The organism is Bacillus sp. ISL-46, assembly GCF_018613205.1.
In genome coordinates this window covers 1-26,095 of sequence record NZ_JAGGQR010000025.1, presented here as the reverse complement: position 1 = coordinate 26,095, position 26,095 = coordinate 1, and the positions used below count along the sequence as shown (strand labels likewise).

General features: G+C 40.1%; 23 protein-coding genes, 9 tRNA genes, 1 rRNA gene and 1 other annotated feature (1 of these 34 cut by a window edge). Of the genes, 28 read left to right on the top strand and 5 right to left on the bottom strand.

Going from position 1 to position 26,095, the window contains the following annotated elements; all coding sequences use genetic code 11:
- Positions 1–193, top strand: a binding site (T-box leader) (it extends 19 nt beyond the left edge of the window).
- A gap of 51 nt (positions 194–244) precedes the next feature.
- The 4 genes from argS (at position 245) to J7E67_RS14320 (ending at position 4,915) form a co-directional block, all read left to right on the top strand.
- Positions 245–1,939: an arginine--tRNA ligase gene (gene argS, locus J7E67_RS14335; protein WP_214713453.1), complete on the top strand. Its 1,695-nt coding sequence runs from the start codon at positions 245–247 to the stop codon at positions 1,937–1,939.
- Between the two features lie 63 nt (positions 1,940–2,002).
- The gene (locus tag J7E67_RS14330; RefSeq protein WP_214732176.1) at positions 2,003–2,467 is read left to right on the top strand and encodes a DinB family protein; all 465 of its coding nucleotides are present in this window, start codon (positions 2,003–2,005) and stop codon (positions 2,465–2,467) included.
- Between the two features lie 276 nt (positions 2,468–2,743).
- Positions 2,744–4,570, top strand: a complete 1,827-nt coding sequence (locus tag J7E67_RS14325; protein WP_214732175.1) for an APC family permease — start codon at positions 2,744–2,746, stop codon at positions 4,568–4,570.
- 15 nt (positions 4,571–4,585) lie between these two features.
- Complete coding sequence (locus J7E67_RS14320; RefSeq protein WP_214713450.1) at positions 4,586–4,915, top strand: hypothetical protein; 330 nt, start codon at positions 4,586–4,588, stop codon at positions 4,913–4,915.
- Here the strand turns inward: J7E67_RS14320 and uptA are convergent.
- Together uptA and mgtE are read right to left on the bottom strand one after the other, a co-directional pair.
- Positions 4,912–5,505 carry an undecaprenyl phosphate transporter UptA gene (gene uptA, locus J7E67_RS14315; protein WP_251026777.1) on the bottom strand — a complete coding sequence of 198 codons (594 nt, stop codon included), beginning with the start codon at positions 5,503–5,505 and terminating at the stop codon, positions 4,912–4,914. The genes J7E67_RS14320 and uptA overlap by 4 nt on opposite strands.
- A gap of 170 nt (positions 5,506–5,675) precedes the next feature.
- Entirely contained in the window at positions 5,676–7,034 is a 1,359-nt protein-coding gene (mgtE, locus tag J7E67_RS14310; RefSeq protein ID WP_214713449.1) for a magnesium transporter, read from the bottom strand.
- 229 nt (positions 7,035–7,263) lie between these two features.
- On the opposite strand from mgtE, the gene J7E67_RS14305 reads away from it, so the two are divergent.
- A complete protein-coding gene (locus J7E67_RS14305; RefSeq protein WP_214713448.1) occupies positions 7,264–8,040 on the top strand; it encodes a hypothetical protein in 777 nt (258 codons plus the stop codon).
- A 50-nt stretch (positions 8,041–8,090) separates the two neighbouring features.
- Here the strand turns inward: J7E67_RS14305 and J7E67_RS14300 are convergent, their stop codons facing one another.
- Positions 8,091–8,759: a sulfite exporter TauE/SafE family protein gene (locus J7E67_RS14300; protein ID WP_214713447.1), complete on the bottom strand. Its 669-nt coding sequence runs from the start codon at positions 8,757–8,759 to the stop codon at positions 8,091–8,093.
- Positions 8,760–8,983: 224 nt separating this feature from the next.
- Between J7E67_RS14300 and J7E67_RS14295 the strand changes: the two genes are divergently transcribed.
- From J7E67_RS14295 to J7E67_RS14270, 6 genes are all read left to right on the top strand, one after another.
- Positions 8,984–10,057 (top strand): D-alanine--D-alanine ligase, encoded by a 1,074-nt coding sequence (locus tag J7E67_RS14295; protein WP_214713446.1) that lies wholly within the window; start codon positions 8,984–8,986, stop codon positions 10,055–10,057.
- A gap of 141 nt (positions 10,058–10,198) precedes the next feature.
- Positions 10,199–11,578 (top strand): UDP-N-acetylmuramoyl-tripeptide--D-alanyl-D-alanine ligase, encoded by a 1,380-nt coding sequence (locus J7E67_RS14290; RefSeq protein ID WP_214713445.1) that lies wholly within the window; start codon positions 10,199–10,201, stop codon positions 11,576–11,578.
- Positions 11,579–12,173: 595 nt separating this feature from the next.
- On the top strand, positions 12,174–13,670 hold the full coding sequence (gene cshA / locus J7E67_RS14285) for a degradosome RNA helicase CshA (RefSeq protein ID WP_214713444.1): 1,497 nt from the start codon (positions 12,174–12,176) through the stop codon (positions 13,668–13,670).
- A gap of 92 nt (positions 13,671–13,762) precedes the next feature.
- Positions 13,763–14,728 carry a UV DNA damage repair endonuclease UvsE gene (gene uvsE / locus J7E67_RS14280; RefSeq protein ID WP_214713443.1) on the top strand — a complete coding sequence of 322 codons (966 nt, stop codon included), beginning with the start codon at positions 13,763–13,765 and terminating at the stop codon, positions 14,726–14,728.
- Between the two features lie 72 nt (positions 14,729–14,800).
- Positions 14,801–15,277, top strand: coding sequence for a PH domain-containing protein (locus J7E67_RS14275; RefSeq protein ID WP_214713442.1), 477 nt, complete (start codon positions 14,801–14,803; stop codon positions 15,275–15,277).
- Complete coding sequence (locus J7E67_RS14270) at positions 15,267–16,730, top strand: PH domain-containing protein (protein ID WP_251026775.1); 1,464 nt, start codon at positions 15,267–15,269, stop codon at positions 16,728–16,730. Before J7E67_RS14275 ends, J7E67_RS14270 begins: the two co-directional genes overlap by 11 nt.
- 19 nt (positions 16,731–16,749) lie before the next feature.
- Here the strand turns inward: J7E67_RS14270 and J7E67_RS14265 are convergent, their stop codons facing one another.
- Positions 16,750–17,478, bottom strand: a complete 729-nt coding sequence (locus tag J7E67_RS14265; RefSeq protein WP_214713441.1) for a rhomboid family intramembrane serine protease — start codon at positions 17,476–17,478, stop codon at positions 16,750–16,752.
- Positions 17,479–17,582: 104 nt separating this feature from the next.
- On the opposite strand from J7E67_RS14265, the gene acpS reads away from it, so the two are divergent.
- From acpS to J7E67_RS14235, 6 genes are all read left to right on the top strand, one after another.
- Positions 17,583–17,933 carry a holo-ACP synthase gene (gene acpS, locus J7E67_RS14260; protein WP_214713440.1) on the top strand — a complete coding sequence of 117 codons (351 nt, stop codon included), beginning with the start codon at positions 17,583–17,585 and terminating at the stop codon, positions 17,931–17,933.
- Between the two features lie 251 nt (positions 17,934–18,184).
- Positions 18,185–19,198 (top strand): LolA family protein, encoded by a 1,014-nt coding sequence (locus tag J7E67_RS14255; RefSeq protein WP_214713439.1) that lies wholly within the window; start codon positions 18,185–18,187, stop codon positions 19,196–19,198.
- Between the two features lie 124 nt (positions 19,199–19,322).
- Positions 19,323–20,486, top strand: coding sequence for an alanine racemase (gene alr / locus J7E67_RS14250; protein ID WP_214713438.1), 1,164 nt, complete (start codon positions 19,323–19,325; stop codon positions 20,484–20,486).
- A gap of 271 nt (positions 20,487–20,757) precedes the next feature.
- Positions 20,758–21,039: a CopG family ribbon-helix-helix protein gene (locus tag J7E67_RS14245; RefSeq protein WP_066097189.1), complete on the top strand. Its 282-nt coding sequence runs from the start codon at positions 20,758–20,760 to the stop codon at positions 21,037–21,039.
- A 4-nt stretch (positions 21,040–21,043) separates the two neighbouring features.
- Positions 21,044–21,394 carry a type II toxin-antitoxin system endoribonuclease NdoA gene (gene ndoA / locus J7E67_RS14240; RefSeq protein ID WP_214732174.1) on the top strand — a complete coding sequence of 117 codons (351 nt, stop codon included), beginning with the start codon at positions 21,044–21,046 and terminating at the stop codon, positions 21,392–21,394.
- Positions 21,395–21,576: 182 nt separating this feature from the next.
- Entirely contained in the window at positions 21,577–23,751 is a 2,175-nt protein-coding gene (locus J7E67_RS14235) for a Tex family protein (RefSeq protein WP_308160469.1), read from the top strand.
- 353 nt (positions 23,752–24,104) lie between these two features.
- Here the strand turns inward: J7E67_RS14235 and cmpA are convergent, their stop codons facing one another.
- Positions 24,105–24,218 carry a cortex morphogenetic protein CmpA gene (gene cmpA, locus J7E67_RS14230; protein WP_088085061.1) on the bottom strand — a complete coding sequence of 38 codons (114 nt, stop codon included), beginning with the start codon at positions 24,216–24,218 and terminating at the stop codon, positions 24,105–24,107.
- Positions 24,219–24,313: 95 nt separating this feature from the next.
- Between cmpA and J7E67_RS14225 the strand changes: the two genes are divergently transcribed.
- The 11 genes from J7E67_RS14225 to J7E67_RS14175 all read left to right on the top strand — a co-directional run.
- Positions 24,314–24,841 carry a SprT family protein gene (locus tag J7E67_RS14225; protein ID WP_214732173.1) on the top strand — a complete coding sequence of 176 codons (528 nt, stop codon included), beginning with the start codon at positions 24,314–24,316 and terminating at the stop codon, positions 24,839–24,841.
- Between the two features lie 67 nt (positions 24,842–24,908).
- Positions 24,909–24,983, top strand: a tRNA-Asn gene (locus J7E67_RS14220).
- 3 nt (positions 24,984–24,986) lie between these two features.
- Positions 24,987–25,077, top strand: a tRNA-Ser gene (locus tag J7E67_RS14215).
- Positions 25,078–25,088: 11 nt separating this feature from the next.
- Positions 25,089–25,160: transfer RNA gene (locus J7E67_RS14210), tRNA-Glu, on the top strand.
- A gap of 61 nt (positions 25,161–25,221) precedes the next feature.
- Positions 25,222–25,296: transfer RNA gene (locus tag J7E67_RS14205), tRNA-Gln, on the top strand.
- Between the two features lie 24 nt (positions 25,297–25,320).
- A tRNA-Leu gene (locus tag J7E67_RS14200) sits at positions 25,321–25,405 on the top strand.
- 62 nt (positions 25,406–25,467) lie between these two features.
- Positions 25,468–25,553, top strand: a tRNA-Leu gene (locus J7E67_RS14195).
- Between the two features lie 60 nt (positions 25,554–25,613).
- A tRNA-Arg gene (locus J7E67_RS14190) sits at positions 25,614–25,687 on the top strand.
- A gap of 6 nt (positions 25,688–25,693) precedes the next feature.
- A tRNA-Pro gene (locus tag J7E67_RS14185) sits at positions 25,694–25,770 on the top strand.
- 16 nt (positions 25,771–25,786) lie between these two features.
- Positions 25,787–25,860: transfer RNA gene (locus J7E67_RS14180), tRNA-Gly, on the top strand.
- 115 nt (positions 25,861–25,975) lie between these two features.
- A 16S ribosomal RNA gene (locus tag J7E67_RS14175) occupies positions 25,976–26,095 on the top strand; the annotation flags it as partial.

Genomic DNA, 26,095 nt, shown 5'->3' with positions numbered 1-26,095 from the left:
GAGTAGTTATCTATGATGTACCAGCGATTCAGGGGTGGTGGGAGCCTGAAACAGAACAGATAATGAAGCGCACTTTTGAGATGTGTACCTGAACTCGAGTAGGGTATGCCGGAGGATCCTCCGTTACAAAGGAAAGCTGGTTCTTTTGAACAATTAGAGTGGTACCGCGGGATTATGAACTCTCGTCTCTTTTAGTAGAGACGGGAGTTTTTTGTTTTTTAAAAGATAAATGGAGGTCTTAAAGATGAATTTTAAGCAGGAGCTTGCAGCCATTTTACATGAAGTGCTTGACCATGAGATTTCACAAACAGAACTGGAACTGATGATTGAAAAACCTAAGAACCAAGAGCTCGGTGATTTAGCCTTTCCCTGTTTTACACTAGCGAAGGTGAAAAGAAAATCCCCCAATCTAATTGCAGAGGAATTAAGTAAGAAGATTAACTCTCCCATTTTTGAAAAAGTAGAAGTGGTGGGAGCCTATCTTAATCTCTTTCTAAACAAAAAGACGGCTTCTGAAAAAGTAGTGAATGATATCATCTCAGCAAAAGGGAAGTATGGTGCGCTTACGTTTGGGAACGGAGGTGCTGTCACCATCGACATGTCCTCCCCTAATATTGCTAAACCCTTTTCAATGGGACATTTGCGTTCAACCGTGATTGGCAATTCGCTCGCATTAATTGTCGAGAAATGTGGTTACAAGCCCATTAAAATCAATCATCTTGGTGACTGGGGGACACAGTTCGGGAAGCTGATCACTGCCTATCAGTTATGGGGAAATGCCGAAAAGGTCAAACAGAATCCGATTAAAGAGCTATTAACCCTGTATATAAAATTTCATGAAGAAGCGGAGACGAATCCAAGCCTTGAAGACCAAGGGCGCAGCTGGTTTAAAAGACTAGAAGATGGAGACGAACAAGCATTAAAACTCTGGAAATGGTTTCGTGATGAGTCATTAAAAGAGTTTTCGCGAATATACCAGTTAATGAATGTCGAATTTGACTCTTATGCCGGCGAAGCCTTTTATAATGACAAAATGGAGCGTGTCGTCAAGCTTCTTGAAGAAAAACAGCTATTGGTCGAATCCGAACAGGCACAGGTGGTCGAGCTCACCGAAGAACAGCTGCCGCCATGCCTGATCAAAAAATCTGATGGGGCAACGCTGTATGCGACCCGAGATTTAGCGGCGGCTCTTTATCGCCAGGAGGAATACCAATTTGTCCAATCCTTATATGTGGTTGGCCATGAACAAAGCCTCCATTTCAAACAGTTAATGGCTGTGTTAGCAAAGATGGGCTACGATTGGTCGAAACAAATGCATCATATTCCATTCGGGTTGATGCTAAAAGATGGAAAGAAAATGTCCACGCGAAAAGGCAAGGTAGTTTTATTAGAAGAGGTCTTAAATGAATCAATTGCGATGGCTAGGCATAATATTGAAGTGAAAAATCCAAATCTCACAAACAAAGAGGATGTGGCTAAACAGGTCGGTGTTGGAGCAGTAATTTTCCATGACTTAAAGAACAATCGAATGAATGATATTGAATTTTCGTTAGAAGAGATGCTCCGCTTCGAAGGAGAGACAGGTCCATATGTTCAATATACCTATGCTCGTGCCTGTTCTATTTTACGAAAAGCGGATGTAAATGCGGAGTTAGGGGCTTTAACCTACGAAAATACTTGGGAGAAGGAATGGAAGGTAACCAGCCTCTTAATGGAATTTTCGCCAGCTATTAGAAGAGCTTGTATAAACTTTGACCCGTCCCAAGTGGCTAAATATGTTATTGATCTAGCACAAGCCTTCAATAAATATTATGCTGAGGTAAAAATCCTTGAAGACACTCCAGAACAGGAAGCACGGTTAGCACTTGTCTATGCAGTAACGGAAGTTTTGAAAGAAGGATTACGTTTATTAGGATTGGAAGCTCCGGTTGAAATGTAGTTTCCAGACAAGGCAAAAATCAATTTAACTATAGCTATGTAATCGAATGGGAGGGAAAACAAAATGAGTGAATTATTAATTAAGCATTATGAGTTAGCAAGGGATAGGTTTGTTAAAAGTGTTGATGCACTAGAAGAGGGGATCGCTGACGTTCAACCGGAAGGGTTTAATAATACCATCCATTGGCATGTTGGCCATGTCTTAACTGTTGCCGAGCAATTTATGTTTGGCTTCCCGAAAAAATCTACTCAGCTGCCAGCAAACTATATGGCGCTATTTGCCTCGGGTACTAGTCCAGCTGCTTGGGACGGAGATGTTCCTCAGCTGCAGGATTTGGTCGTGCAGCTGCAGGAACAAGTGACACGGATTAAAGAAATTCCAGCGGAGAGTTTTAACCAAAGGCTAAAAACACCATTCCTTGGTCAGGAAACGTTTGGAGAACTAACAAATTTTGCGATTTTCCATGAAAGTATTCATTTAGGCCAAATCCAGGCAATGAAACGTGTCATTAATGCAGCGGCAAAATAAGTTTATTTGAAAATTGGTGTGATTGGCATGGAGACTAAATAATGTCTCCATGCTTTTTTGTTTGCAAATAGGTGGTAATAATAAATATTATATGCCCTCAACTAATAATTTTCTTCATAATCGTGCTATTTAGGATAAGACTAAGTAGTAATATTAATTATTATCGACATTACAAGAAAAATTTGGTACTTCGTCAAAAGAAAACACTTCATATTAACTACTGTCTTGTGTTAAAATCAATCGGTAATTCTACTTCAAATGTGGTGGGTGAATCAGGTGCTCTCTTCTTTTAAGAGATTCTTAATCGGCCGGCCGTTAAAATCAACGGCACTAGGCGAACAAAAATTAAACATTTTCAAGGCTTTAGCGATTCTCTCTTCCGATGCCTTATCATCTGTAGCTTACGGAACTGAACAAATTCTAATTGTGTTGGCAACGGTAAGCGTCATTGCCTATTGGTATTCGGTTCCGATTGCAGTTGGAGTATTATTTCTATTAGCGGCGCTAATCCTTTCCTATCGACAAATTATCTATTCGTACCCTCATGGCGGTGGGGCCTATATTGTTTCAAAAGAGAACATCGGTGAGAAAGCAGGATTAATTGCCGGGGGATCCCTTTTAGTCGATTACATATTAACAGTGGCAGTGAGTGTTTCTGCTGGTACGGATGCGATTACGTCAGCCTTTCCAACCTTACATACACATACCGTCGGGATTGCGTGTGTTCTGGTAGTTCTGATTACAATTCTCAATCTACGCGGTTTAACAGAATCAGCGTCAATCTTAGCTTATCCGGTCTATTTGTTTGTTGTTGCCCTGTTCATTTTAATTGGTGTGGGTCTCTTTAAAATCATGACTGGCCATGTATCACTGACTGTCCAGCATGCACCAATTGGGGCGCCTGTTCAAGGGATTACGCTTTTCTTGCTGTTACGCGCCTTTGCGTCGGGATGCTCGGCATTAACTGGGGTAGAAGCCATATCGAATGCGATCCCAAGTTTTAAAGATCCGGCACCAAAGAATGCGGCCAAAACATTAGTATTAATGGGGACGCTTCTTGCGTTGTTATTTACGGGTATTACTTTCCTAGCTTATTATTACGGTATATCGCCAAGGCATGACGAAACGGTCGTCTCGCAAATTGCCAAAGAAACCTTCGGGCGTAATTATCTTTACTTTTTTGTCCAAGGAACAACCGCCCTTATTTTAGTTCTGGCTGCTAATACTGGATATTCGGCTTTTCCGTTATTAGCGTATGCACTTGCCAAGGATAAGTATATGCCAAGGATGTTTACGATTAGGGGGGACAGGCTCGGGTATTCGAACGGGATTGTTTCCTTAGGAGTAGCTTCCATCTTGCTTATTATTTTCTCTAGAGGTCAAACAGAGCACTTAATCCCGCTTTATGCGGTTGGTGTATTTATTCCGTTCACCTTATCTCAAACGGGAATGACTATTAAATGGTTACGGGAAAAACCAGCCGGATGGGTTGCTAAACTTAGTGCCAATTTTATTGGCGCGCTCATCACCTTAGCAGTATTAATCATTTTCTTCCTGACGAAATTTAGTCAAGTATGGTTTGTGGTGATCTTCTTACCAATAATCGTTTTTGCCTTCAAACGAATTAATTATCATTATGAAGCAGTTGGTGAACAATTGAGGATTCATCCCGACCATCCAGCGCTACCGATTGAGGGAAATGTCATTATTGTACCTGTTGCAGGGATTACGAAAGTGGTTGAAAACTCAATTAATTATGCGAAATCATTAACTGATCAAATCTTTGCTGTTTATGTGTCGTTTGACCGTGAGGATGAAAAGCGTTTTGAAGAAAAATGGCAGCAATGGCAGCCGGATGTTAGACTCGTTACCTTACAGTCACATTATCGAAGTATACTAATTCCCTTATCGAAATTTATTGATACTGTAGAACATAAGGCAGAGGAAAACAATTATCGTGTAACGGTTTTGATTCCGCAGTTTATTACCAAAAAGAGTTGGCATAATATCCTGCACAATCAATCAAGTTTATTAATTCGTACCTATCTTATTCTTAAAAAGAGGGTTATTGTGTCCACACTGCCATTTCATTTTAAAAAGTAATAGGTGGGGTGGGATATGGATTTTTTGGTCGAAAATAAATGGACCATACTAGTCAGTCTTGAAGTATTAGCGTGGTCATCGACATTCTTTATGTTATATGCCAGGTATGGTTTGAAATCAAGCTTCTGGTTTAAGATAGCAACGGTTTTATTTGCGCTAACAGGGGTTATTCCACAGGTGTTAATGGGGATCGTAAACTTTATAGCAACCAAGAAAGTCGACCTCTTCACGTTAATCATTGTTTTACTCATTTTATATGGATTTACACTTGGGAGAAACCATGTGAAAAGGCTTGATACATGGGCACAAAGGAAATTCTCAGCAAGGCAAAACCACCGGGATTAATCGGTGGTTTTCTTTGTTTTTTTGATTAAAAAGTAAATCGCCCCTAGAACAATGGCTCCGATGATGGCTGGCATCACATAGGGTTGTGCGTATTCTTTAATATGTGCCCAGTTACTGCCTAGGACTTTACCTAGGTATAGAAACAGAATGGTCCAGGGGATAATGGCTGCCACGGTGTAGAGAGTAAATTTAGTTGCTGACATTTTGGCAATACCCGCCGGAATGGAAATCGCGTGTCTGACAACTGGAATGAACCTTGCTGAAAAAATCACTCCTGCGCCATATTTTTCAAACCATTGTTCAGCAATGTCAATATGATTCTTTTTAATAAGGACGTATTTTCCGTATTTTTCCAAGAAAGGTCTGCCCCCGTAATAACCCGCCCAATATAAAAATAACTGGGCGAGCGTTCCGCCGATCGTCCCGGCAATCACTGCCCCGATAAAATTAAGATGCCCCTGTGAAATCATATACCCACCATAACCCAAGACGATTTCACTTGGAATAATCTCTATCATTAATCCTAAGGCAATGCCGAAATATCCTAATTGTGATAAAAACTCCAAAATATTATTAATAAAGTCTGCCATAATCCACCTTCACTTATTAAAAAATAATCAGTCTAACTTAATAATTCTATAACAGTTTGTCTCATAATGATATAAATATGGTGTTTATCATTGAGACATTCTTAATTTATGAAAATTTTGAAACGTCTACATTACATAACGATTAACTTCAAAAAAGGTTTCATTTTTTCCTACATTAAATACTTTAAAAACATGGTTGCAATGCCAAAGTAGGTAAGCAATGAAAAAATGTCATTCAAGGTGGTGATCAGTGGTCCTGAGGCAACGGCAGGGTCAATTTTTAAACGAAAAAGAATAAGCGGAATAATCGTCCCGGCAAGTGTCCCGATGATTAACGTGAAAAATAGCGAGCAGCCGACAACGGCACCTAAAATGAGACTTCCCTGCCATATATATGCGATGACCGCGATCAGAACAGAGCAGGTGATCCCGATCGTAATCCCAACACCAAGCTCCCTTGCGATTAAGCGGGTAATTACGCCCTTATCAATATCGTAGGAAATCAGCCCTCTTACTACGACCGCAAGGGATTGGGTTCCAGTGTTTCCCGTCATCCCTGCAATCATCGGCATAAAAAAGGCAAGTGCCACAACCTGCTTGAGGGTATCTTCAAAACTGCTGATAATTCTCCCAGAGATGACACCGATGAACAATAGCAGGATGAGCCAAGGGAGTCTTCTTGCAGCCGCAACTAATGTTTTGGTTTCAAAGTCGATTGATTTCCCAGTAGCAGACAATTTTTCGATATCTTCATTTGCTTCCTGAATCACGATGTCGATAATGTCATCGACCGTGACAATCCCAACGAGGACATTATTCTCATCCACAACCGGGATGGCTAGGAAATCATACCGCTCCACGATTTGCGCCACAACCTCTTGGTCTGTTGCCACCGTAACGGAAATAATCCTTTCATACATAATCGTTCGTATCTTTTCGTCTGGCTCTGCTAATAGTAAATCACGATAAGAAACTACGCCGACAAGTTTTCGCTCTTCATCAATCACATATAAATAGTTAATAGACTCGGCAAATTCTGCGAATACTTTAAACTTATCAACTGCTTCTCGAACCGTAAAATAGCTTCGGATCCAAACAAATCGGTTGGTCATGATTCTTCCGGCTGTTTCCGGAGGATATTTCATGATATCTTGGACGGCATTAGACTCCTCTGCTTTCATCCCAGATAGGAGGGAATCCTTCTTCTCCGGTGATAATTCATGCAGCAATAACGCCAAATCATCATTATCCATTAAATCAAGGACCTTACTTGATTTTTCAATTCCTAAAATATTTAATAAGCCGAGCTGGTCTTCTTTATCAAGCTCTTCCATTAGGTCAGCTAGAATATCAAATTTTAAAAACAGGAGAAATCGTCCTTTGTGTTTTTCAGGTAGATCTTCATATATCTTCGCTATATCATAGGGCTGGAGTTCTTCGAGTATTTTTTCGAATTCAGTTTTTTTATTTTCTTTTAAGGTTTTAATAATATAAAGACTTAATTCATCTTGAGTCATATCTTTAATCATATGTGATAGACCAGCTCCTTATCTTGCTAATGCATAGATTCTAATTTGATAAAGAAATATAGATGAAAAAGGAAAGTTAACAAATAATAATCAATAGGCATAAATCTAGTATGTGTTAATCAAACTTATTATTTGTAAAAGAATTGAAATAAGCTATTTGGACTATTATTTGATAAAATAAGGAAGTATTGACTAAATCATTTCATGTGTTGATCGGAGGAGTTTTGCTTTGAAGAAGCATCATCAAGACATACAGGATCTCATCTATGTCCATTTGAACCAAACAGACCAGTATGTAATGTCTTCCGGTATCGAATTTGCTGAATTCGCTGCTGCTTTTTCAGGTTCATTAAATCACTTGCTTTTACTAAAGCACCGCTTTGATGATGCTGATTTTAATATGCATACACAACTCGAATATTGCCCTGAAGAAAGAATTAAAAAGTTAGCGGCGGACAATGTTTATAGCTACGAAAACTTTTGCTGGATTGATTTTATTGAGGAAGATGTGTTGAATGAACTGACGGGACAGGAAATCGCTGAATTATTGTACTTAGGTCATCAAAAGCATCATTTGAAATTGCCTTTTTATAATAAATTAGGGAACCGTTTTGTTTATTTAGCACAAGATGATGGCTGGTATAACAAAACTTATTACCGCAGCTTCAAAGATTTTTTTCATGTGCTTAGCGAAGTAGTGGCCGTAAAATTAGGAGATCTTAAGATTGAAAAATCGATCCTAGGATTTCGTAAGAAAAGAACGTATCCTCAGGTGAATAAAGAAATCCTGCTTTCATTAACACCTTTCATTAAAGAAGGAATTTGCATATCATTACGAGCTGCGGATCACCAGCGGGGGAAAATTGAAATTCCCATCTGGGTAATTGGTGATTTCGCCAATATGGATGACATGGTGGAGGAATATGATCAAATATCATCTAAACCATATCACGCGAAAATTATTTTTGACAAGAAGACAAAAGAATGGAAATTAAATGTAATCTAAATCATTTGGCTTGATAAAAAAGTCCCACTCCATTTGGGTGGGACTTCTTCTTATGAAAACCAAAGATTAAACAATCCTTCGTTCACGCCTAAGTTATACATATAATAAATTCCGAATAATATGCTGATAATGCCTGCGAGATGATTCAAATACCTATTCAACTGTTTACCGGATGTCAAAACAAAGGGGATACCAATAACAGTTGAAAAGCTGAGCATACCAACAACGGTGCCGCAACCGAAAATAAGTATGTATAAAGCACCTTGCCACGCGGTCGTAACGGTACTCATTGTAAGTAGAACCATTGCTGCACTGCCGGCAAGCCCGTGAATGAGCCCAATGAAAAAGGATTTAAAATGAGTCCGACTTTTTTTTCCATGGTTCTGGTTATCGTGGGTGTGTGGGTGATGATGGCGATGTTTCATAAATGCCAAAATACTATTTAGGCCGAGACTAACAAGCATGATCCCCACGATAAATTCGAGACTCAGAGCGACCATGTCTGTGATTGTGTTTTTGGAGACAATCAAAAACATTCCGACAATGAAAAGTGTAGCCGTGTGCCCGATACCCCAGTAAACACCGGCAAAGATCGAGCGCTTTAAATTTTTTGATTCGCTTGCGATGGTTGAAACTGCAATAACATGATCAGGCTCGATTGCATGCTTAATTCCCAGCAAAAAGCCTAATAATAATATGGATAAAAGTGATCCCGTCATTATGTGCCTCCAGATTAGCGTTTTAAAATAATTATACATGAAATATTAGGATAAATGAGAATGAGAAAATTGACAATTTAACCAGCGCTAGTTTTTAAGCAAGCTATGGCCATCATAAAATATTCAGTAGGAAAAAACATATAAAAAATTGGTGGACTACATTTCCTTTCTTTTTAAAATAAGTGTTAAAATATAACCGTCAATGAGAAAATGGAGGTTTTCGTATGAAAACAAAATTAGGTTTATTATATGGAGGAAAATCAGCCGAACACCAGGTGTCTCTGCAGACAGCACTGGCTGTCATTCGAGCGTTAGACCTTGAAAAATTTGAAATTCATCCTATTTACATAAATACAGAAGGAAAATGGATTAAAGGACCGCAGTTAAGTGAACCGGTTGAAAACGTGAAGGCGCTTGAATTTTCAAAGGGGAATCAATTATCTCCTTTATCGTTAGCCCCAGCACTTTTCCAAGCTGAAAAGCAGGAAACACTTGATGTCATCTTCCCGTTATTACACGGACCAAACGGGGAAGATGGAACGGTACAAGGTTTATTAGAACTATTAAACCTGCCATACGTAGGCAATGGAGTACTAGCTTCAGCGGCAGGAATGGATAAGGTTATGATGAAAAATGTATTTGCACAGGCAGGGCTTGCTCAAGTAAACTATGTTGCTTTTATTAAAAGTGAATGGGAGAAAGCAAAAGCAGAGGCGTATAGCAAGGTCGAAACAGAACTTGGCTATCCTTGCTTTGTAAAGCCTGCTAATCTTGGTTCCAGTGTCGGAATCAGCAAATGTACAAATCGTGCGGAATTAGAAACCGCCTTTGCCGAGGCCTTTCAATTTGACCGCAAAGTCATCATTGAAGAAGGCGTCGTTGCTCGTGAAATCGAGGTGGCGGTTCTTGGGAATGATGAGCCTGAATGTTCGGTTGCCGGTGAAATTGTTCCGAAAAAGGATTTCTATGATTATAAAGCGAAATATGAAAGTGGGGATACAGCGCTGATCATCCCTGCTGACATAACAGACGAAGAATCACAACAAATTAAACAAATGGCAATCCAAGCTTTTAAATCTTTAGATTGTTCTGGTTTGGTCCGTGCCGATTTCTTCTTAACAAAAGATGGAAGAGCGCTAATTAATGAGGTAAATACGATGCCTGGCTTCACCCCATTTAGTATGTTCCCGCTCTTGTGGAAGCACACAGGGTTAGAGTATCCGCAACTGATAGAACGATTAGTTAGTCTGGCGAAAGAAAGACATGCGGAGAAACAACAGATAAAGTTTACTTTTTAAAAAACGGAGACACGGCTGAAGTGCCGTGTCCATTTCTATTAGAAAAGCGAAAGCGCCCGTTTAGCAAAGTCCACTAGCCGCTGGGCGCTGTAGCTAGACAGTAAACAAAGTTCAAAGAAATAAATAAAAAGGAGGATATCAATGATAAAACGATCGTTAAAACAAATTGCTGAAATGGTTGCTGCCCAAAATGATATGAGTCCGTTTGCTGAAACGATGATCACGGGTGTTTCTATTGATTCTCGTAAGATTGAAAATGGAAACTTGTTTATTCCTTTTAAAGGAGAGGTTTCTGACGGACATAAATATGTCGAAGAGTCCATCAGTAAAGGAGCGGCTGCTGCCCTTTGGCAAAAGGATGTGCCGAACCCGCCTACCCATTTGCCCATTTTGATTGTCGATAATTGTCTTGTGGCCTTACAGGAATTAGCAAGAAACTACCGAAAACAATTAAACGTAAAAGTGGTTGGTATCACAGGAAGCAATGGGAAAACGACGACAAAGGATATGACTGCCGGCATACTTGCCACGCATTATAAGGTTCAAAAGACAGAAGGAAATTATAATAATCATATTGGTCTTCCATTAACGGTTTTAGGCTTACACGAAGACACTGAAATTGCCGTCCTTGAAATGGGAATGAGCGGCAGGGGTGAGATTGAATTCCTAACGAAGCTTGCCTGCCCAGATGCTGTGGTGATTACCAATATTGGTGAATCACATCTTCTCGACCTTGGTTCAAGAGAAGGTATTGCGGAAGCAAAACTTGAAATCCTCCAAGGGCTAAAAGAAGGTGGACTTGCTGTCCTCCATGGTGATGAACCACTGCTGATGGAACGAATTCAACAACATAAAGGCAATGTACAGGTTAAAACATTCGGCAGAAATGAAACGAATGATCTATATCCAACTGATATTACTCAGTTAGAGAATGGGAATCGTTTCAAAATCAACGCTTCAAAGACTACTTTCGAACTTCCTGTATTAGGAACGCATAATATTTTAAATGCACTTGCCTCGATGTTGATCGCTAACTATTTTTCAATCCCTTTCGAAAAAATGAATGAGGGGTTAGCTGGTATTAAGTTAACGAATATGCGTATGGAGTTAGTAGAAGGGGAACAGGGCGAAAAAATAATTAACGATGCTTATAATGCAAGTCCCACTTCCATGATGGCGGCTATCGAATTAGTTTCCAATCTTAAAGGGTATGATCGAAAAATCCTTGTCTTAGGGGACATGTTAGAGCTTGGTCCACAGCAAGAACAGTATCATCAGCAAATTGGAACTGCTTTAAACCGTGATAAAGTCGATCTTCTGTTCACCTTTGGAAATTTAGGGGGGCACATTGCAAACTCAGCCCGAACTGTTTTGGGAGAAGAAAGAGTATTTGCTTTTACAGAAAAAGCACCACTTATTCAAGAATTAAAGCGGCATGTAAATAAAAACACATTAATCCTTGTCAAAGCATCAAGAGGTATGAAATTAGAGGAAATCGTTACGGCTTTGCAAAAAAAATAAAGGAAAATAAAACTGACGAATTTATGAATGATTTAAGCTTGATAAAAGAAAAATAACTGAGACCCCCCTTGTGTGGAGAAGTTGCCCTTCTTATCGAGTATTGGACAATTTGATGAAGTAATAGGATCGGTTTGAAATTGTAACAAACTTGTCTTTATTGCAAAATACTAGCAACAGTGGTATGATATTCATCAACGTGTCTAAAGAACGATTATTAAAGGGCATACTCCTTGAGGGAGCATGTTTTTTTTTGGTAAAATAAAGATGTTACCTAGTTACGGCATTTTGATGCGTGTCCGCTCAAGCGCCAAAGGGACTGAGCCGTTTCGGTCCTGCCTAAGATGAAGTATAAAAATCCACTGCCATCCATGTGATAAAATTTTAAACTTATTTTATCCTTGATGAACTTTAAACCTACTTGATCAAAGATGAAATATAACCTATACCATTTTTAATTAAGTCAAAATAGGACTTCAACTTGGGCCCTCCAGCGCTTTTCGCCTCTAAGAGCAGGCGCTTCCGCTTTTCTGAGTATTAGGCGAAAATATTCAGCACTTAAAAAATATTTTCACATAGATGAAGGAGAATGAAAACATTGACAAAGTTTGAAGAATTAGGTCTAAGTCAGGCCACGTTACAATCTGTCCTCAAAATGGGTTTTGAGGAGGCAACACCAATTCAGACAGAAACTATTCCATTGGGGCTAAAAGGTATTGATTTGATCGGGCAAGCTCAAACAGGAACAGGTAAAACAGCTGCATTTGGGATTCCATTGATTGAAAAAATCGATATTAGTGCGGATGCAATCCAAGGTATCATTATTGCGCCAACTCGTGAACTTGCGATTCAAGTATCAGAAGAACTATATAAACTAGGTTCAGGCAAAAGAGTTCGCGTACTGCCAATATATGGCGGGCAGGATATTAGCCGCCAGATTCGCTCATTAAAGAAAGCACCACATATCATTGTTGGTACTCCAGGTCGTGTATTAGATCATATCAACAGAAAAACGATGCGCCTCGAAACGGTAAACACAGTGATTCTTGATGAAGCAGATGAAATGTTAAACATGGGATTCATTGAAGATATTGAATCGATTCTTGCTTCAACACCAGCAGAACGTCAAACATTACTTTTCTCTGCAACCATGCCAGGGCCGATTCAAAGAATGGCAGAAAAGTTCATGAAGGATCCGCAAATTATTCGTGTCAAAACGAAAGAAATGACCGTTCCTTCAATTGAACAGTATTACCTTGAAGTAGTGGAAAGAAATAAGTTTGATGTATTAACAAGACTTCTTGATATTCAATCCCCTGAACTAGCGATTGTTTTTGGTCGTACGAAGCGCCGGGTCGATGAATTATCAGAAGCATTAACTTTAAGGGGTTATACTGCAGAAGGAATTCATGGCGATTTAACTCAGGCAAAGCGTATGTCAGTTCTTCGTAAATTTAAAGAAGGAACAATTGACGTGCTTGTTGCAACGGACGTAGCAGCAAGGGGACTTGATATCTCCGGAGTAACTCACGTATACAATTTTGATATCCCTCAAGATCCTGAGAGCTACGTTCACCGTATTGGACGTACAGGTCGTGCTGGTAAAAAGGGTGTAGCTTTAACATTTATTACACCACGTGAAAAATCATATCTTGCTGTCGTGGAAAGAACTACTAGAAGCAAGATGGAAAAAATGAAAGCTCCTACGCTTGATGAAGCTTTAGAAGGTCAACAAAAAGCAGTTGTAGAAAAGATCGTTGCAACGATTGAATCGAACAACTTACATTATTATAAAGCAGCAGCTCAAGAATTGTTGGAAGAAAATGATGCAGCAACTGTTATCGCAGCTGTGTTGAAAATGTTAACAAAAGAACCGGATACAACACCGGTTAAGCTGACAGAAGAACAGCTTCCACAAAGGCGAGAAAGAAAACCCCAAGATCGTGACCGTAGAAGAAGAGATGATTCTAGAGGTTCAGGTTCATACGGTGGGGACCGTAATAGAAAAAAAGCACCAGCAAAGCCACGCAGTGGTGAAAAAAGAACTGGCGGCGGCGGTAAGTCAGCATCAAAGCCAAGAACTTTTAACCACTAAAATACAAAAGCATGGACGATATCGTTCATGCTTTTTTTATTTGACCAAAAGGGGAACAGTAAACATAAACGCATTCTAGTTGGGGTGATTTTATGACGATTGTAAAACTTGGATATGTTGCAATGAGTGTAGAGCTTCAGAATGCTTCCCCCTCACAAACGATGACATTTGCTCAATTTGAAAAAATAAAAGACCGGGACGCAGCGATTCGGAAATTAGAGAGAATCGCTATATCGAACTTAGAAAATTGCTTGCGGTTATTAAAGCACAATGAGGGTAACCAAATTCATTTTTTCAGGCTAAGCTCGCGGGTCATTCCCCTGGCTAATCATGAGGAATTACTGGACTGGGACTACATCAAACCATTGAAAGAACCACTCAAAAAACTAGCCAATTATATAAAAGAGCACCCTTCTAGGATTGACTTTCATCCAGATCATTTTGTGGTGCTTAATTCACCGAATAAGGATATTTTGATTAATTCCTTAAAGACGCTTGCCATGCATGAAAGACTCCTAAAAGGAATGGAAATTGATACGGAACACCGTTGCGTACTTCATGTCGGTGGAGGGTATAACGATAAGGAGAAAGCCCTGGAGTACTTTATTCATAATTGGGCCTATGTTTCCCCTGCGATCCAAAAAATGATTATGCTCGAAAATGATGATACGACATTTACAATAAAGGAGACACTATACCTTTGTGAAAAGTTGGGTTTGCCGATGGTGTTTGATTATCATCATCATCTTGCTAATCATGAAGAGGAAGACTGGACGGCTGATTGGGAGCGGATTGTTGCGACCTGGACACAGTCTCCTCTGCCAATAAAGATACATATATCCAGTCCGCGCTCCGAAAAGGATTTTAGAGCCCATGCGGACACAATTGATCCACAAATGTTTCTTCGGTTTTTAAATCAAGTTAAGGGAACGGTTCCAGAGATCCACTGTATGATTGAAGCGAAGCAAAAAGATGCGGCGCTTTTTCAACTGGTAAAGGATTTGCAAGAGCGTGAAGGAGTTACGTGGATCGACCAGTCCAGTTTTATTATCGAATAAGTAGTAGTGCCGTACTCCCCAACCATGTATACTTAAATTGATTTGGAGATTGTGAAGTAGGGAGAGAGATGCATGGTTGAACCGCAAAATCGACTTTCGGAAAAGGCCTTAAAGGTATGGAGAATCTCTGCGGTAATCAAGGTTGTCATAGAATGGGTGATCACAGCAGTTGTTGTTTTACTATTAGACATTTTCAATGGCCCCTTCTGGATTTCGCTTACCCTTATCATATTAGGAGTTATTTTTACATATTTACATATTTTTCTGTTTCCTACTCTCAGATGGAAATGGTGGAGATATGAAGTTCGTGAGGAAGAAATAGAGCTGCAGGAGGGTTTCTTTATCCGGAGTCGTACCTTAATTCCAATGGTTCGCGTCCAGCATGTAGATACCGTCCAAGGACCTATCCTAAGGAAGTACAAATTAGCCTCAGTGATTGTTCATACGGCGGCCACAGCCCATCAAATTCCTGCTTTGGAAGAAACAGAAGCAGAACAATTAAGGTTCAATATATCGAAACTAGCAAGGGTTGCTGAAGATGATGTCTAAACCAAAACGACTTCATCCCATAGCCATTTTGGGATATATGGGTAAAAGAATAAAAAACTTTATTTTTCCAATTGCTGCTTTTACATTTTCGGTTACTCGCGATAGTGGGCGCCCGTTATTATTCGCCTTGGGTGTATCCTTTATATCGATTATTATTATTTTTATCACCAGTCTCCTCTCGTGGTTACGGTATACATATAATTTGGAACAGGATGAACTCCGGATTAAAGATGGGATTTTCATTCGAAAGAAAAGATACATTCCATATGAACGAATTCAAAGTATCGATCTTTCCGAAGGTATTTTACAACGATTGTTCGGGTTGGTAAAACTCCAAATTGAAACGGCTGGCGGAATGGGAGCAGAAGAAGCGGAAGCCGTCCTTTCTGGGATATCGAAAGAGGAGGCTCTGGTAATCCAGGAATTTACGGCAGCAGCTAAAGGGAACGGGGCAATCGAAGGAAAAGATCTACCTGAGGGTCAATCCGTTTATAAAATTTCCACCGGACAATTATTGATTCTTTCCCTAACCTCAGGCGGTGTTGGGGTGGTCATCTCAGCTGTCCTTGCGTTATTAAGTCAAGTGGATGACCTGATTCCCTTTCGAAGATTAGCCAGCGGAATTGAAAAATGGACGGCCCCTAGTCTGATCCTGCTTATGATCCTTGTGGTTATTGGATTTTTTCTCGCATGGGTAATCGCGCTCATTGGTACTATGCTAAAGTATGCTAATTTTACTGTGATCAAAAAAGACAATGATTTAGTTATTACTCAGGGTCTGTTGGAGAGAAGACAAATAACAATTCCATTGAAGCGGATCCAAGCGATTCGCATCAGTGAAAATATTGTCAGACAACTCCTCGGTTATGCGACCGTATATGCGGAAAGTGCTGGCGGGTCATCGGCCAATCAAGAGGGTTCTAAAGTGACCCTTTTGCCGATCGTCAAGCTAGATCAGATCGCTTCCATCCTTGAACCGGCCATTACAGATTACCTTGTCCCGACCACCTTTACCCCACTACCGAAACGGTCGATGTGGCGCTATATATTCAGGCACTGGTACATTGCTATTCCGATCGTGATTGTGTCCCTAATATTTTTGAAGACTTGGGGCCTTCTTTCCATCATTCTGCTTGGTGCGATGACGCTTGGGGCTGTTTTAAAATATAAGGCAGCTGGTTGGACTCTTGCTGAACAGCAGCTAACGCTAAGATACCGGACGTTAATGTTGATTCGAACGACGGTTATAATGAAGAAAAATAAGATTCAAAGCTTGGAAATAAGAGAAAGTTATTTTCAGCAGAAACAAGAACTAGGAACATTCGAAGCCTTTGTGAAATCGGGCGTCGGTGATGCAGGCGGCACTGTCGTTGATATAGAAAAGGGCGATCTAGCGAAAATTTATGATTGGTATTCTAGCGGCAAAGAAAAAAGGATTTGCAGTGAAAGGTAGTTTCGACTGCAAATCCCTGTTATTTTTGTGCTAGTAATCCAAGAATAGCAATGATAATAATCGACGCCCAAATGATCACTTTCAATGGAGATTGATAGGAGATGCTGCTTTTCTTACTGCTGGCCCAGTTCGCGGTGCCTCGAATCGAATCGGATAAATCTTTTTTATTAAAATAAGGAATCGCCCCCATTAAAAAACCACCAAGTAATCCAAAAAGATGGGCGGTAATATTAATATTCGGCTGTAAGAATGTCATAATGAGACTGACAACACAAAGAGTAAGGATTATTTGCGAGTTTTGCTTAGAAAGCATATGTTTCCGAAACATAATAACCGCCAGGTAATAACCAAACAAACCAAATATCGCTCCACTTGAGCCAACGTGGGTATAGGTGAGCGGCTGGAGCAGCAGTGTGGCGACATTTGCAATAAAACCTGACAGCAGATAGACAAATAAAAATCTGCCGCTTCCAAGCATGCGCTCCAGTGCCGGTCCAAATAACACAAGTGAAAAGCTATTAAACAGCATGTGTGAAAAACCACTATGAATAAGGGTTGGTGTAATCAGCCGCCAATATTCCCCTTCCTTAATATAAAGATTAACTCCAGAAAGATTTTCAAAGAACCAAGAGTTAGGGAAGATGGTTATACTCGTTAAAAGATATAATCCTACATGAATGGTAATAATAATAGAAACAATCGGATAAAGGCGGATAAAATCGCGAAAACTTTCCGTTCTCGTAAACATGATAAAAACCTCCTGAGTTTCACATTAACTATTAATAAACTAATTTCCGTCCTCGTACACTATTACTTATGCTCATTGTATATCAAATAGAAGGAAGATGAACGATGATTAAAGGGATTGGGATCGATATTATTGAACTTTCAAGGATTGAGGACATCCTCAATCGACAAAAGAAGTTTGTGGACCGCGTGTTAACTCCAAATGAGCGGCTAAAATTTGAAGATTTATCGGATGTCAGAAAAGTAGAATTTTTAGCAGGGCGCTTTGCGGCGAAAGAAGCGTATTCAAAAGCGAATGGCACAGGTATTGGAGAAGAGTTATCATTTTTAGATATTGAAATTGAAAATGATAGATCTGGAAAACCCTTTTTTGCAAAGCCAGAGAGGCATGCCCATTTATCTATTTCACATAGTAGAGATTACGCCGTAGCGCATGTAATTATTGAAGAAATTTAGTGCATATAAATTTTTATAATATTAGTTTTGTTAAACTTGTATGTTGATTTAACAATGGGATTTAACATAGCTGTAAAATTAAATAGCTTGGCAACTCCTTATCATATTCCTTTAGGTTGTCTCATATATTCATAGGGAAACAGGAGAGACAAGGTCAGCCATGGTCATTTTGGAAAGCAAACTCCATTGCCTGACCCCTGCCTTTCTCTTCTCTATAATCATATGAAATGAGACAAGAAGGGGTTGAAGGAATGAGGAAAAAGTTATTGCTGCTAATCACGGGGCTCATGGTCATTTTTGTACTAGCGGCCTGCGGTTCTAAATCACAAGGTGATGTGGTAAAAGAGCTAACGGGGAAACTAGATGACTTAAGTGGCTATAAGGTGAATGCAAAAATGACGTTGAAAATGGGATCTGATTCACAAATTTATAAGGTTGAAATTTGGCATAAGGATCCTACCTTTTACCGTGTGAATTTGAAAAATGCTCAAAAAGACCAAAGTCAGATGATATTAAGGAATAACGAAGGGGTATTTGTTCTTACACCTGCTCTAAATAAGAGCTTCCGCTTCCAAAGCGATTGGCCGCAAAACAGCAGCCAGGCCTACTTGTATGAATCGCTGATTAAGGATATTGTTGCCGATAAAAGTGCAAAATTCTCCACCACTAAAGAATATTATGTATTCGAAACGAAGACCCGCTATCAAAACAATACAATGCTGCCATTCCAAGAAATCAAATTGAATAAGAGTGATTTATCACCTGCTATGGTAAAAGTAATGGATCCGGATCGAAATGCCCTTGTAACTGTTGAGTTTTCCAAAGTGAAATTTAATGCTAGCTTTGACAAGGATGATTTCGATATGAAGAAAAACATGACACGTGCGCAGCTTAATTTGCCTGCTATGGCAGATGGCGGCGATGATGCCTTTACCGTTATGTATCCAACTACAGAACTTAAAGGGACAAAATTGATTGAGGAAAAAGAAGTGGCGCTAGAAGATGGCAAGAGGGTTGTCCTCACCTATGATGGCAAAAAATCGTTCACGCTTGTCCAGGAAAAGGTAACAGCAAAAACAGCGTCTGCGAATCCAACTTATATTGAAGGTGATATTGTCGACTTAGGTATGACGATCGGAGCAGTTTCGGAACACTCCCTCTCTTGGTCGCATAATGGTGTGGATTACTTGATTGCATCGAAAAACCTAACGAAGGAAGAAATGATTGAAGTTGCAGCATCTGTCCAAGGTGAAGCAGTAAAATAAATATTGATACTAGCAGGCTCTTTACAGGGCCTGTTTTTATTTGTAAATGAAAGTAAACAGCAGTATGATAATTTTTGTGATAAAATGGAATGATATTTAATTAAAGCTATTAGGAAGTGGAAACATGGAAGAGCAAGGTTTTTTTTATAGAGATACATGGGCGGAAATAGATTTAGATTGTATTCTTGCCAATGTTGCCTCCGTCAAAAAGCATTTGCCTCAAGACGTGAATATGATCGCAGTTGTCAAAGCAAATGCATATGGCCACGGGGATATTCAAGTGGCAGAAACAGCCCTTGAAGCAGGTGCAGCCTATTTAGCTGTTGCTTTTATGGATGAAGCGATAGCCTTAAGAAAGAAAGGAATTACTGCTCCTATTCTTGTCTTGGGTGCTGCACGGCCTGAAGATGTTCAAGTGGCAGCGAAATTTAATATTACCCTTACTGCTTTCCAGAAGGAATGGCTGCAAGAGGCCATAAAACATCTAAAGACAGAGGATCGCATTTCTTTTCATATCAAAGTAGATACAGGGATGGGGAGAATTGGTGTTCGCAGCTTACCAGAGTTAACTGCAATCGAACAAATCATCTCCGAAAATGACCAATTTATATTGGAAGGGATTTATACACACTTTGCTACGGCTGATGAACTGGATGAAACCTATTTTCGTCAGCAATTAGCGTTATTTGACAGTATGGCAAATGGGCTAAAAGAACAACCGAAGTATATCCACTCAAGCAATAGTGCTGCTGCACTAAGATATCCTAGCGCTTATTTTAATGCCGTTCGGATTGGCATTGCAATGTATGGCCTGACACCTTCACTTGAAATGGAAAGTGAAATTCCTTTTCCGCTCCGGGAAGCATTTTCACTCAGGTCACGACTTGTCCATGTAAAGAAGTTGCAAAAGGGCGAAAAAGTGAGCTATGGGGCAACGTATGAAACCGGTGAAGAAGAGTGGATTGGGACCATTCCGATTGGTTATGCAGACGGCTGGATTCGCAAACTGCAAGGTCAAGAGGTGCTTGTTAAGGGGACGAGGTCGCCGATTGTCGGTCGAATCTGTATGGATCAATGTATGATTCGTCTCCCATATCATGTTCCAATTGGGACCACCGTAACATTAATCGGCGGGGACGAGGATCAGTTTATTTCCGTTAATGAAATCGCCCAAAAGCTTGACACAATTAATTATGAAGTTCCATGTATCATTGCAAATCGAGTTCCGCGCCTTTATAAAAAGGGTGGGAAAATTGTCGATTTAAAAAATTACCTTCTTGAAGATTAATGGGCTAAATGAAGATTTCCAGTCATATTTATGATATTGCGGTAATTTGTGCATAAAAGAGTGTTTTATTGGCTTATAATACAGTAGTATTATAAATAGTCTATGCAATAAGTTTGATAAGTGTTATTATTGTATATGGTACAGATAGATAAGTGAAACTCACTGTATGAAACAAACTCTGGGTCGATTCATGTAGTGTGTTAAATTTATGCGTCAGAAGGAATTCAGGTTAGATAAAAATGGTGTGTAGTGATGGTGGAGGTGTATGTTTGTGGCTGAGTCAGGCGCAACTACGGAAATCTTAGTGAAGTTACCGCAACATCTTTTAACGGAATTAGATGGTTTTGTTAAACAAGAAAATGTAAACCGCAGCGAGTTTATCTACCAAGCAACAAAAATGTATTTACGCGAACGAAAAAAGAGACAAATTCGCGAGTCGATGAGACGTGGATACATGGAAATGGCAAAGATAAATCTTAGAATTGCATCAGAAGCATTTTTAGCAGAATATGAGGCAGAACACACAGTTGAACGTCTTGTAAGCGGAGGATAATCCTTTGATAGTCAAACGTGGTGACGTTTATTTCGCGGACCTATCCCCAGTTGTTGGTTCTGAACAAGGCGGCGTCCGACCTGTACTTGTCATCCAAAACGACATCGGGAATCGGTTTAGTCCCACAGTGATTGTTGCAGCGATTACAGCTCAAATTCAAAAAGCCAAGCTTCCTACTCATGTAGAAATTGATGCGAAGCGCTACGGATTTGAACGAGACTCGGTCATTCTGTTAGAGCAAATTCGTACAATTGATAAGCAGCGGTTAACCGATAAAATCACCCATCTCGATGACGAAATGATGGAAAAAGTGTATGAAGCCTTGCAGGTTAGCCTGGGTCTCATCGAATTTTAATTTAAAGCACGCTCTTTTTAGGAAGAGCGTTTTTTCATACATATCCTGACCTCATTTTCTACTTCTGCTTAGGCGAGCTCATATGCTCGCCTATTTTTTTTGAATAAATTGCAGAAGGCACTTTAATGAAACGGTCTAATGATTCTGATACAATAGAATGAAAAGGAATGGAGGATTGTTTTGTGAATGATACAATCGTAAAAGATGATCAATTGTTAAAGAAAATTGCTGCTGAACTGACAATTTCTTATAAACAAGTAAAGAGTGTGATTTCTTTATTAGATGAAGGCAATACAGTTCCTTTTATTGCTCGATATCGTAAAGAAATGACAGGAGCGCTTGATGAAGTACAGATTCGCAATATTTTAGAACGCTGGCAGTATATCCAAAACCTTGAGCATAGAAAAGAAGAGGTTATTCGAATCATTGCTGAACAAGGGAAATTAACAGATGAACTTAACCAGGCGATTACCAAAGCCGAAAAGCTTCAAGAGGTTGAAGACTTATACAGGCCATATAAACAAAAAAGACGGACAAAAGCGACGATTGCAAAAGAAAAGGGCTTGGAACCTTTAGCAGAGTGGCTTCTGACTTTTACAAAAGAAAGTGTGGAGGAAAAAGCAAAACAATTTTTATCAGAAGAAAAAGAAGTCCTTACGGTTGAGGATGCGATTGCAGGCGCGAAAGACATTATTGCGGAATGGGTTTCTGATGATGCTGAAAGCCGTAAATGGATTCGTAAAGAAACGTTTAAATCCGGTGCAGTTGTATCGGTGGTTAAAGAAGCGGAAAAAGACGAGAAAAACGTCTACGAAATGTACTATGAATATGAAGAACCTGTAAATAAAATTGTTCCGCATCGAATTCTCGCTTTAAATCGCGGTGAAAAAGAGGACATTTTAAGAGTTTCGATTAAAATGAATGCCGATTTAATCCTGTCATATTTGTCGAGAAAATGGATCCGTGTCCAGCACTCACCATCAGCACCCATTGTGCTAGAAGCGATGGAGGATAGCTACAAAAGATTAATTCAGCCCTCCATTGAGCGGGAAATCCGCAGTGAATTAACGGATAAGGGTGAAGAGCAAGCCATACATATATTCTCTGAAAACCTTCGTAACTTACTTTTACAGCCACCGTTGAAAGGCAAAGTCGTCATCGGTGTCGACCCTGCCTACAGGACAGGCTGTAAATTAGCAGTAGTAGATGAAACAGGTAAGGTGCTGAAGATAGATGTGATCTATCCCCACCCACCGGTTAACAAAGCCAAAGAAGCGCGCGAAAAGTTTATTCACATCCTCCGCGAGTACAAAGTTGAAATGGCAGCCATCGGAAATGGCACAGCCTCAAGAGAAACAGAACAGTTTGTGGCTGATATCTTAAAAGAAATGGATGAGGAGATTTTCTATTTAATTGTTAATGAAGCCGGTGCCAGTGTATATTCTGCATCTGAACTTGCTAGAGAAGAGTTTCCAAATCTGCAGGTAGAAGAAAGAAGTGCAGCCTCCATTGCCCGCCGCTTGCAGGATCCATTAGCGGAATTGGTGAAAATTGACCCAAAATCGGTTGGTGTCGGTCAATACCAGCATGATGTTTCCCAGAAACGTCTGTCAGAATCGTTGCATTTTGTGGTCGAAACAGCCGTTAACAGGGTCGGTGTAAATGTGAATACTGCTTCTCCATCACTTTTACAGTATGTAGCGGGGCTTAACAAGACTGCTGCAAATAATATTGTCAAAAAGCGTGAAGAGGAAGGGAAATTTACGAGCAGGGTTCAATTAAAGAAAGTACCTCGTCTTGGTGCAAAAACCTATGAGCAGGCGATTGGGTTCTTGCGCGTATTAGATGGCAAGCAGCCGCTTGACCGAACAGGGATTCATCCGGAAAATTACGACGAAGTGAAGAAATTATTAGCGAGTCTAGGATTTACAACTGATGACCTTGGTTCGGATGAGTTAATAACTGCTCTTAATGGGATTGATTTAAAAGCTGTTTCAGAAGAACTTGCTATCGGGGAATTAACCCTAAAGGATATTATTGATGCTTTGGTAAGGCCGGAACGAGATCCGCGCGATGATTTACCACGCCCTCTTTTGAAAAAAGATGTCCTTAAGTTAGAAGATCTACAAGCAGGTATGGAGCTGCAAGGTACGGTTCGGAATGTTGTGGACTTCGGTGCATTTGTTGATATCGGCGTTAAGCAGGACGGGCTTGTGCATATTTCCAAACTAAGCAATAGATTTGTAAAACATCCATTGGACATTGTGTCAGTAGGGGATGTAGTCACTGTATGGGTGGATTCCGTTGATATGAAAAAAGGCCGGGTTGCGTTAACAATGCTGGCGCCTTCGAACTAGTTGGAAGTAACGGGTTCCTGTAATAACATTATCAGCATTATAGAAGACCATTTCGCAAAGCGAGTGGGTCTTCTTTTTTATTTTTGTCCCAATCAACTAACTCTTAGAAATAATTATTAGATGTGAAGGGAAAGGGTCTCATAAATGTTCATGAGGAGAGAAATAGGAAGGAAAAGGTGTAAATTGTCCCCATGAGATGTTCATGAGGACAGAAATAGGAATGAAAAGGTGTAAATTGTCCTCATGAGGCGTTCATGAGGACAAAAATAGGAAGAGAATGGTGTAAATTGTCCTCATGAGGCGTTCATGAGGACAAAAATAGGAAGAGAAGTGCATAAATTGTCCTCATGAACTTAAGAGAAGTGTTTTTTTCTGTAAAAGAACCAGCACTGGTTTAGCATCTTGATCTGATAGCGATCCTTCTCATAGAAAGCTCTTTTCATTTGGTTTTGCAACCAAGTTGGCATAATAAAACCTCCCGAAAAGTACATCATTATTAAAGGTATATACAATATATGCTATAATAGGTTGTCATGTTCGCGAAGAAAGTGAGGGTCCCGAAATGGAACAACAAGAACTTCAATCATTAGTTGAAAAGATATCTGTTGAATCATTTGGGAAGCAGTTTCGACACATAGCGTCTTTCAATCCAAGACTAAGGTCAACAGGCGGCAGATACCTTCTTGGCACACATAATATTGAAATAAATAAAAAATATTACGAGCAGCTAGGTGTAAAAGAATTAGTGGGGATTATTAAACATGAGCTATGCCATTATCATCTTCACCTTGAAGGGAAGGGGTATCAGCATAGAGACCAAGAGTTTAAGCAATTATTAAAAAAAGTAGGAGCACCGCGATTTTGTGCACAATTACCCGATAGACCAGTAAAGCGAACATCCAAAAAAATTCTTCTATATCAATGCACGAAATGTCAGCTATCTTACAGGCGAAAAAGAAGCATTGATACAAGTAGATATGTTTGTGGAAAATGTAGGGGAAAGTTGACGAAAATAAAAGAAATAATTTTAAATGACGTAAGAATTTGGAAAAAATCTTTATCTAAAAACTATATTGACTTTCTATTATAACGTCATTATAATGTAAAGAGTCGATAAGGTGATTGCCTAATTGATTTAAGGTTTTTAATAGTATTATTCCGCAGTAGCTCAGTGGTAGAGCTATCGGCTGTTAACCGATCGGTCGTAGGTTCGAGTCCTACCTGCGGAGCCATATGGGGAAGTACTCAAGAGGCTGAAGAGGCGCCCCTGCTAAGGGTGTAGGTCGGGTGACCGGCGCGAGGGTTCAAATCCCTCCTTCTCCGCCATATAATTTTTCGGCCCCTTGGTCAAGCGGTTAAGACACCTCCCTTTCACGGAGGTAACACGGGTTCGAGTCCCGTAGGGGTCATCTGGGACGGGGAGTGACATTGATTCATTTCCTGTTTCTTAATCTTTATAAACATCAATATTGGGCTATAGCCAAGCGGTAAGGCATCGCACTTTGACTGCGACATGCGTTGGTTCAAATCCAGCTAGCCCAGCCATTTTTTTATAAATCAATATTAAATGCGGGTGTGGCGGAATTGGCAGACGCACCAGACTTAGGATCTGGCGCCGCAAGGCGTGGGGGTTCGACTCCCTTCACCCGCACCAAATGTTTTACTTGAATTAATTTGGTTAGTATGTTATGATTGTTTTTTGTCGCTAATTATCGTGCGGTCGTGGCGGAATGGCAGACGCGCTAGGTTGAGGGCCTAGTGGGGGCAACCCCGTGGAGGTTCAAGTCCTCTCGGCCGCACCAAATAAATTGTTGACAAACAATACCGAGTCTGGTATACTTTAAAAGTTGACTTCAATACATGCGCCCTTAGCTCAGCTGGATAGAGTGTTTGACTACGAATCAAAAGGTCGGGAGTTCGAATCTCTCAGGGCGCATTTTTACGGGAAGTAGCTCAGCTTGGTAGAGCACTTGGTTTGGGACCAAGGGGTCGCAGGTTCGAATCCTGTCTTCCCGACCAGTTGAATATATTTTATGCGGGTGTAGTTTAGTGGTAAAACCTCAGCCTTCCAAGCTGATGATGAGAGTTCGATTCTCTTCACCCGCTCCAAATTACCTTTAATAATTGTTCTTTGAAAACTAAACAAACAAAATCGTGCAAACAAACAAAAATTTTAGTTTCAATTAAGAAACTAAGCCAACGTAACAAAATGAGCTAATCAACTTTCTTGGAGAGTTTGATCCTGGCTCAGGACGAACGCTGGCGGCGTGCCTAATACATGCAAGTCGAGCGAATCAATAGGAGCTTGCTCCTGTTGATTAGCGGCGGACGGGTGAGTAACACG

What these genes read in the sequence shown, in the direction of transcription:
- J7E67_RS14295 (WP_214713446.1), top strand. Translation starts at nt 8,984, where the DNA reads ATGAAAACAAAATTAGGTTTATTATATGGAGGAAAATCAGCCGAACAC.
- J7E67_RS14320 (WP_214713450.1), top strand. Translation starts at nt 4,586, where the DNA reads ATGGATTTTTTGGTCGAAAATAAATGGACCATACTAGTCAGTCTTGAA.
- uptA (WP_251026777.1), bottom strand. Translation starts at nt 5,505, where the DNA reads ATGGCAGACTTTATTAATAATATTTTGGAGTTTTTATCACAATTAGGA.
- argS (WP_214713453.1), top strand. Translation starts at nt 245, where the DNA reads ATGAATTTTAAGCAGGAGCTTGCAGCCATTTTACATGAAGTGCTTGAC.
- uvsE (WP_214713443.1), top strand. Translation starts at nt 13,763, where the DNA reads ATGACGATTGTAAAACTTGGATATGTTGCAATGAGTGTAGAGCTTCAG.
- J7E67_RS14330 (WP_214732176.1), top strand. Translation starts at nt 2,003, where the DNA reads ATGAGTGAATTATTAATTAAGCATTATGAGTTAGCAAGGGATAGGTTT.
- J7E67_RS14270 (WP_251026775.1), top strand. Translation starts at nt 15,267, where the DNA reads ATGATGTCTAAACCAAAACGACTTCATCCCATAGCCATTTTGGGATAT.
- acpS (WP_214713440.1), top strand. Translation starts at nt 17,583, where the DNA reads ATGATTAAAGGGATTGGGATCGATATTATTGAACTTTCAAGGATTGAG.
- J7E67_RS14255 (WP_214713439.1), top strand. Translation starts at nt 18,185, where the DNA reads ATGAGGAAAAAGTTATTGCTGCTAATCACGGGGCTCATGGTCATTTTT.
- alr (WP_214713438.1), top strand. Translation starts at nt 19,323, where the DNA reads ATGGAAGAGCAAGGTTTTTTTTATAGAGATACATGGGCGGAAATAGAT.
- J7E67_RS14300 (WP_214713447.1), bottom strand. Translation starts at nt 8,759, where the DNA reads ATGACGGGATCACTTTTATCCATATTATTATTAGGCTTTTTGCTGGGA.
- J7E67_RS14265 (WP_214713441.1), bottom strand. Translation starts at nt 17,478, where the DNA reads ATGTTTACGAGAACGGAAAGTTTTCGCGATTTTATCCGCCTTTATCCG.
- mgtE (WP_214713449.1), bottom strand. Translation starts at nt 7,034, where the DNA reads ATGATTAAAGATATGACTCAAGATGAATTAAGTCTTTATATTATTAAA.
- J7E67_RS14275 (WP_214713442.1), top strand. Translation starts at nt 14,801, where the DNA reads ATGGTTGAACCGCAAAATCGACTTTCGGAAAAGGCCTTAAAGGTATGG.
- J7E67_RS14225 (WP_214732173.1), top strand. Translation starts at nt 24,314, where the DNA reads ATGGAACAACAAGAACTTCAATCATTAGTTGAAAAGATATCTGTTGAA.
- cmpA (WP_088085061.1), bottom strand. Translation starts at nt 24,218, where the DNA reads ATGCCAACTTGGTTGCAAAACCAAATGAAAAGAGCTTTCTATGAGAAG.
- J7E67_RS14290 (WP_214713445.1), top strand. Translation starts at nt 10,199, where the DNA reads ATGATAAAACGATCGTTAAAACAAATTGCTGAAATGGTTGCTGCCCAA.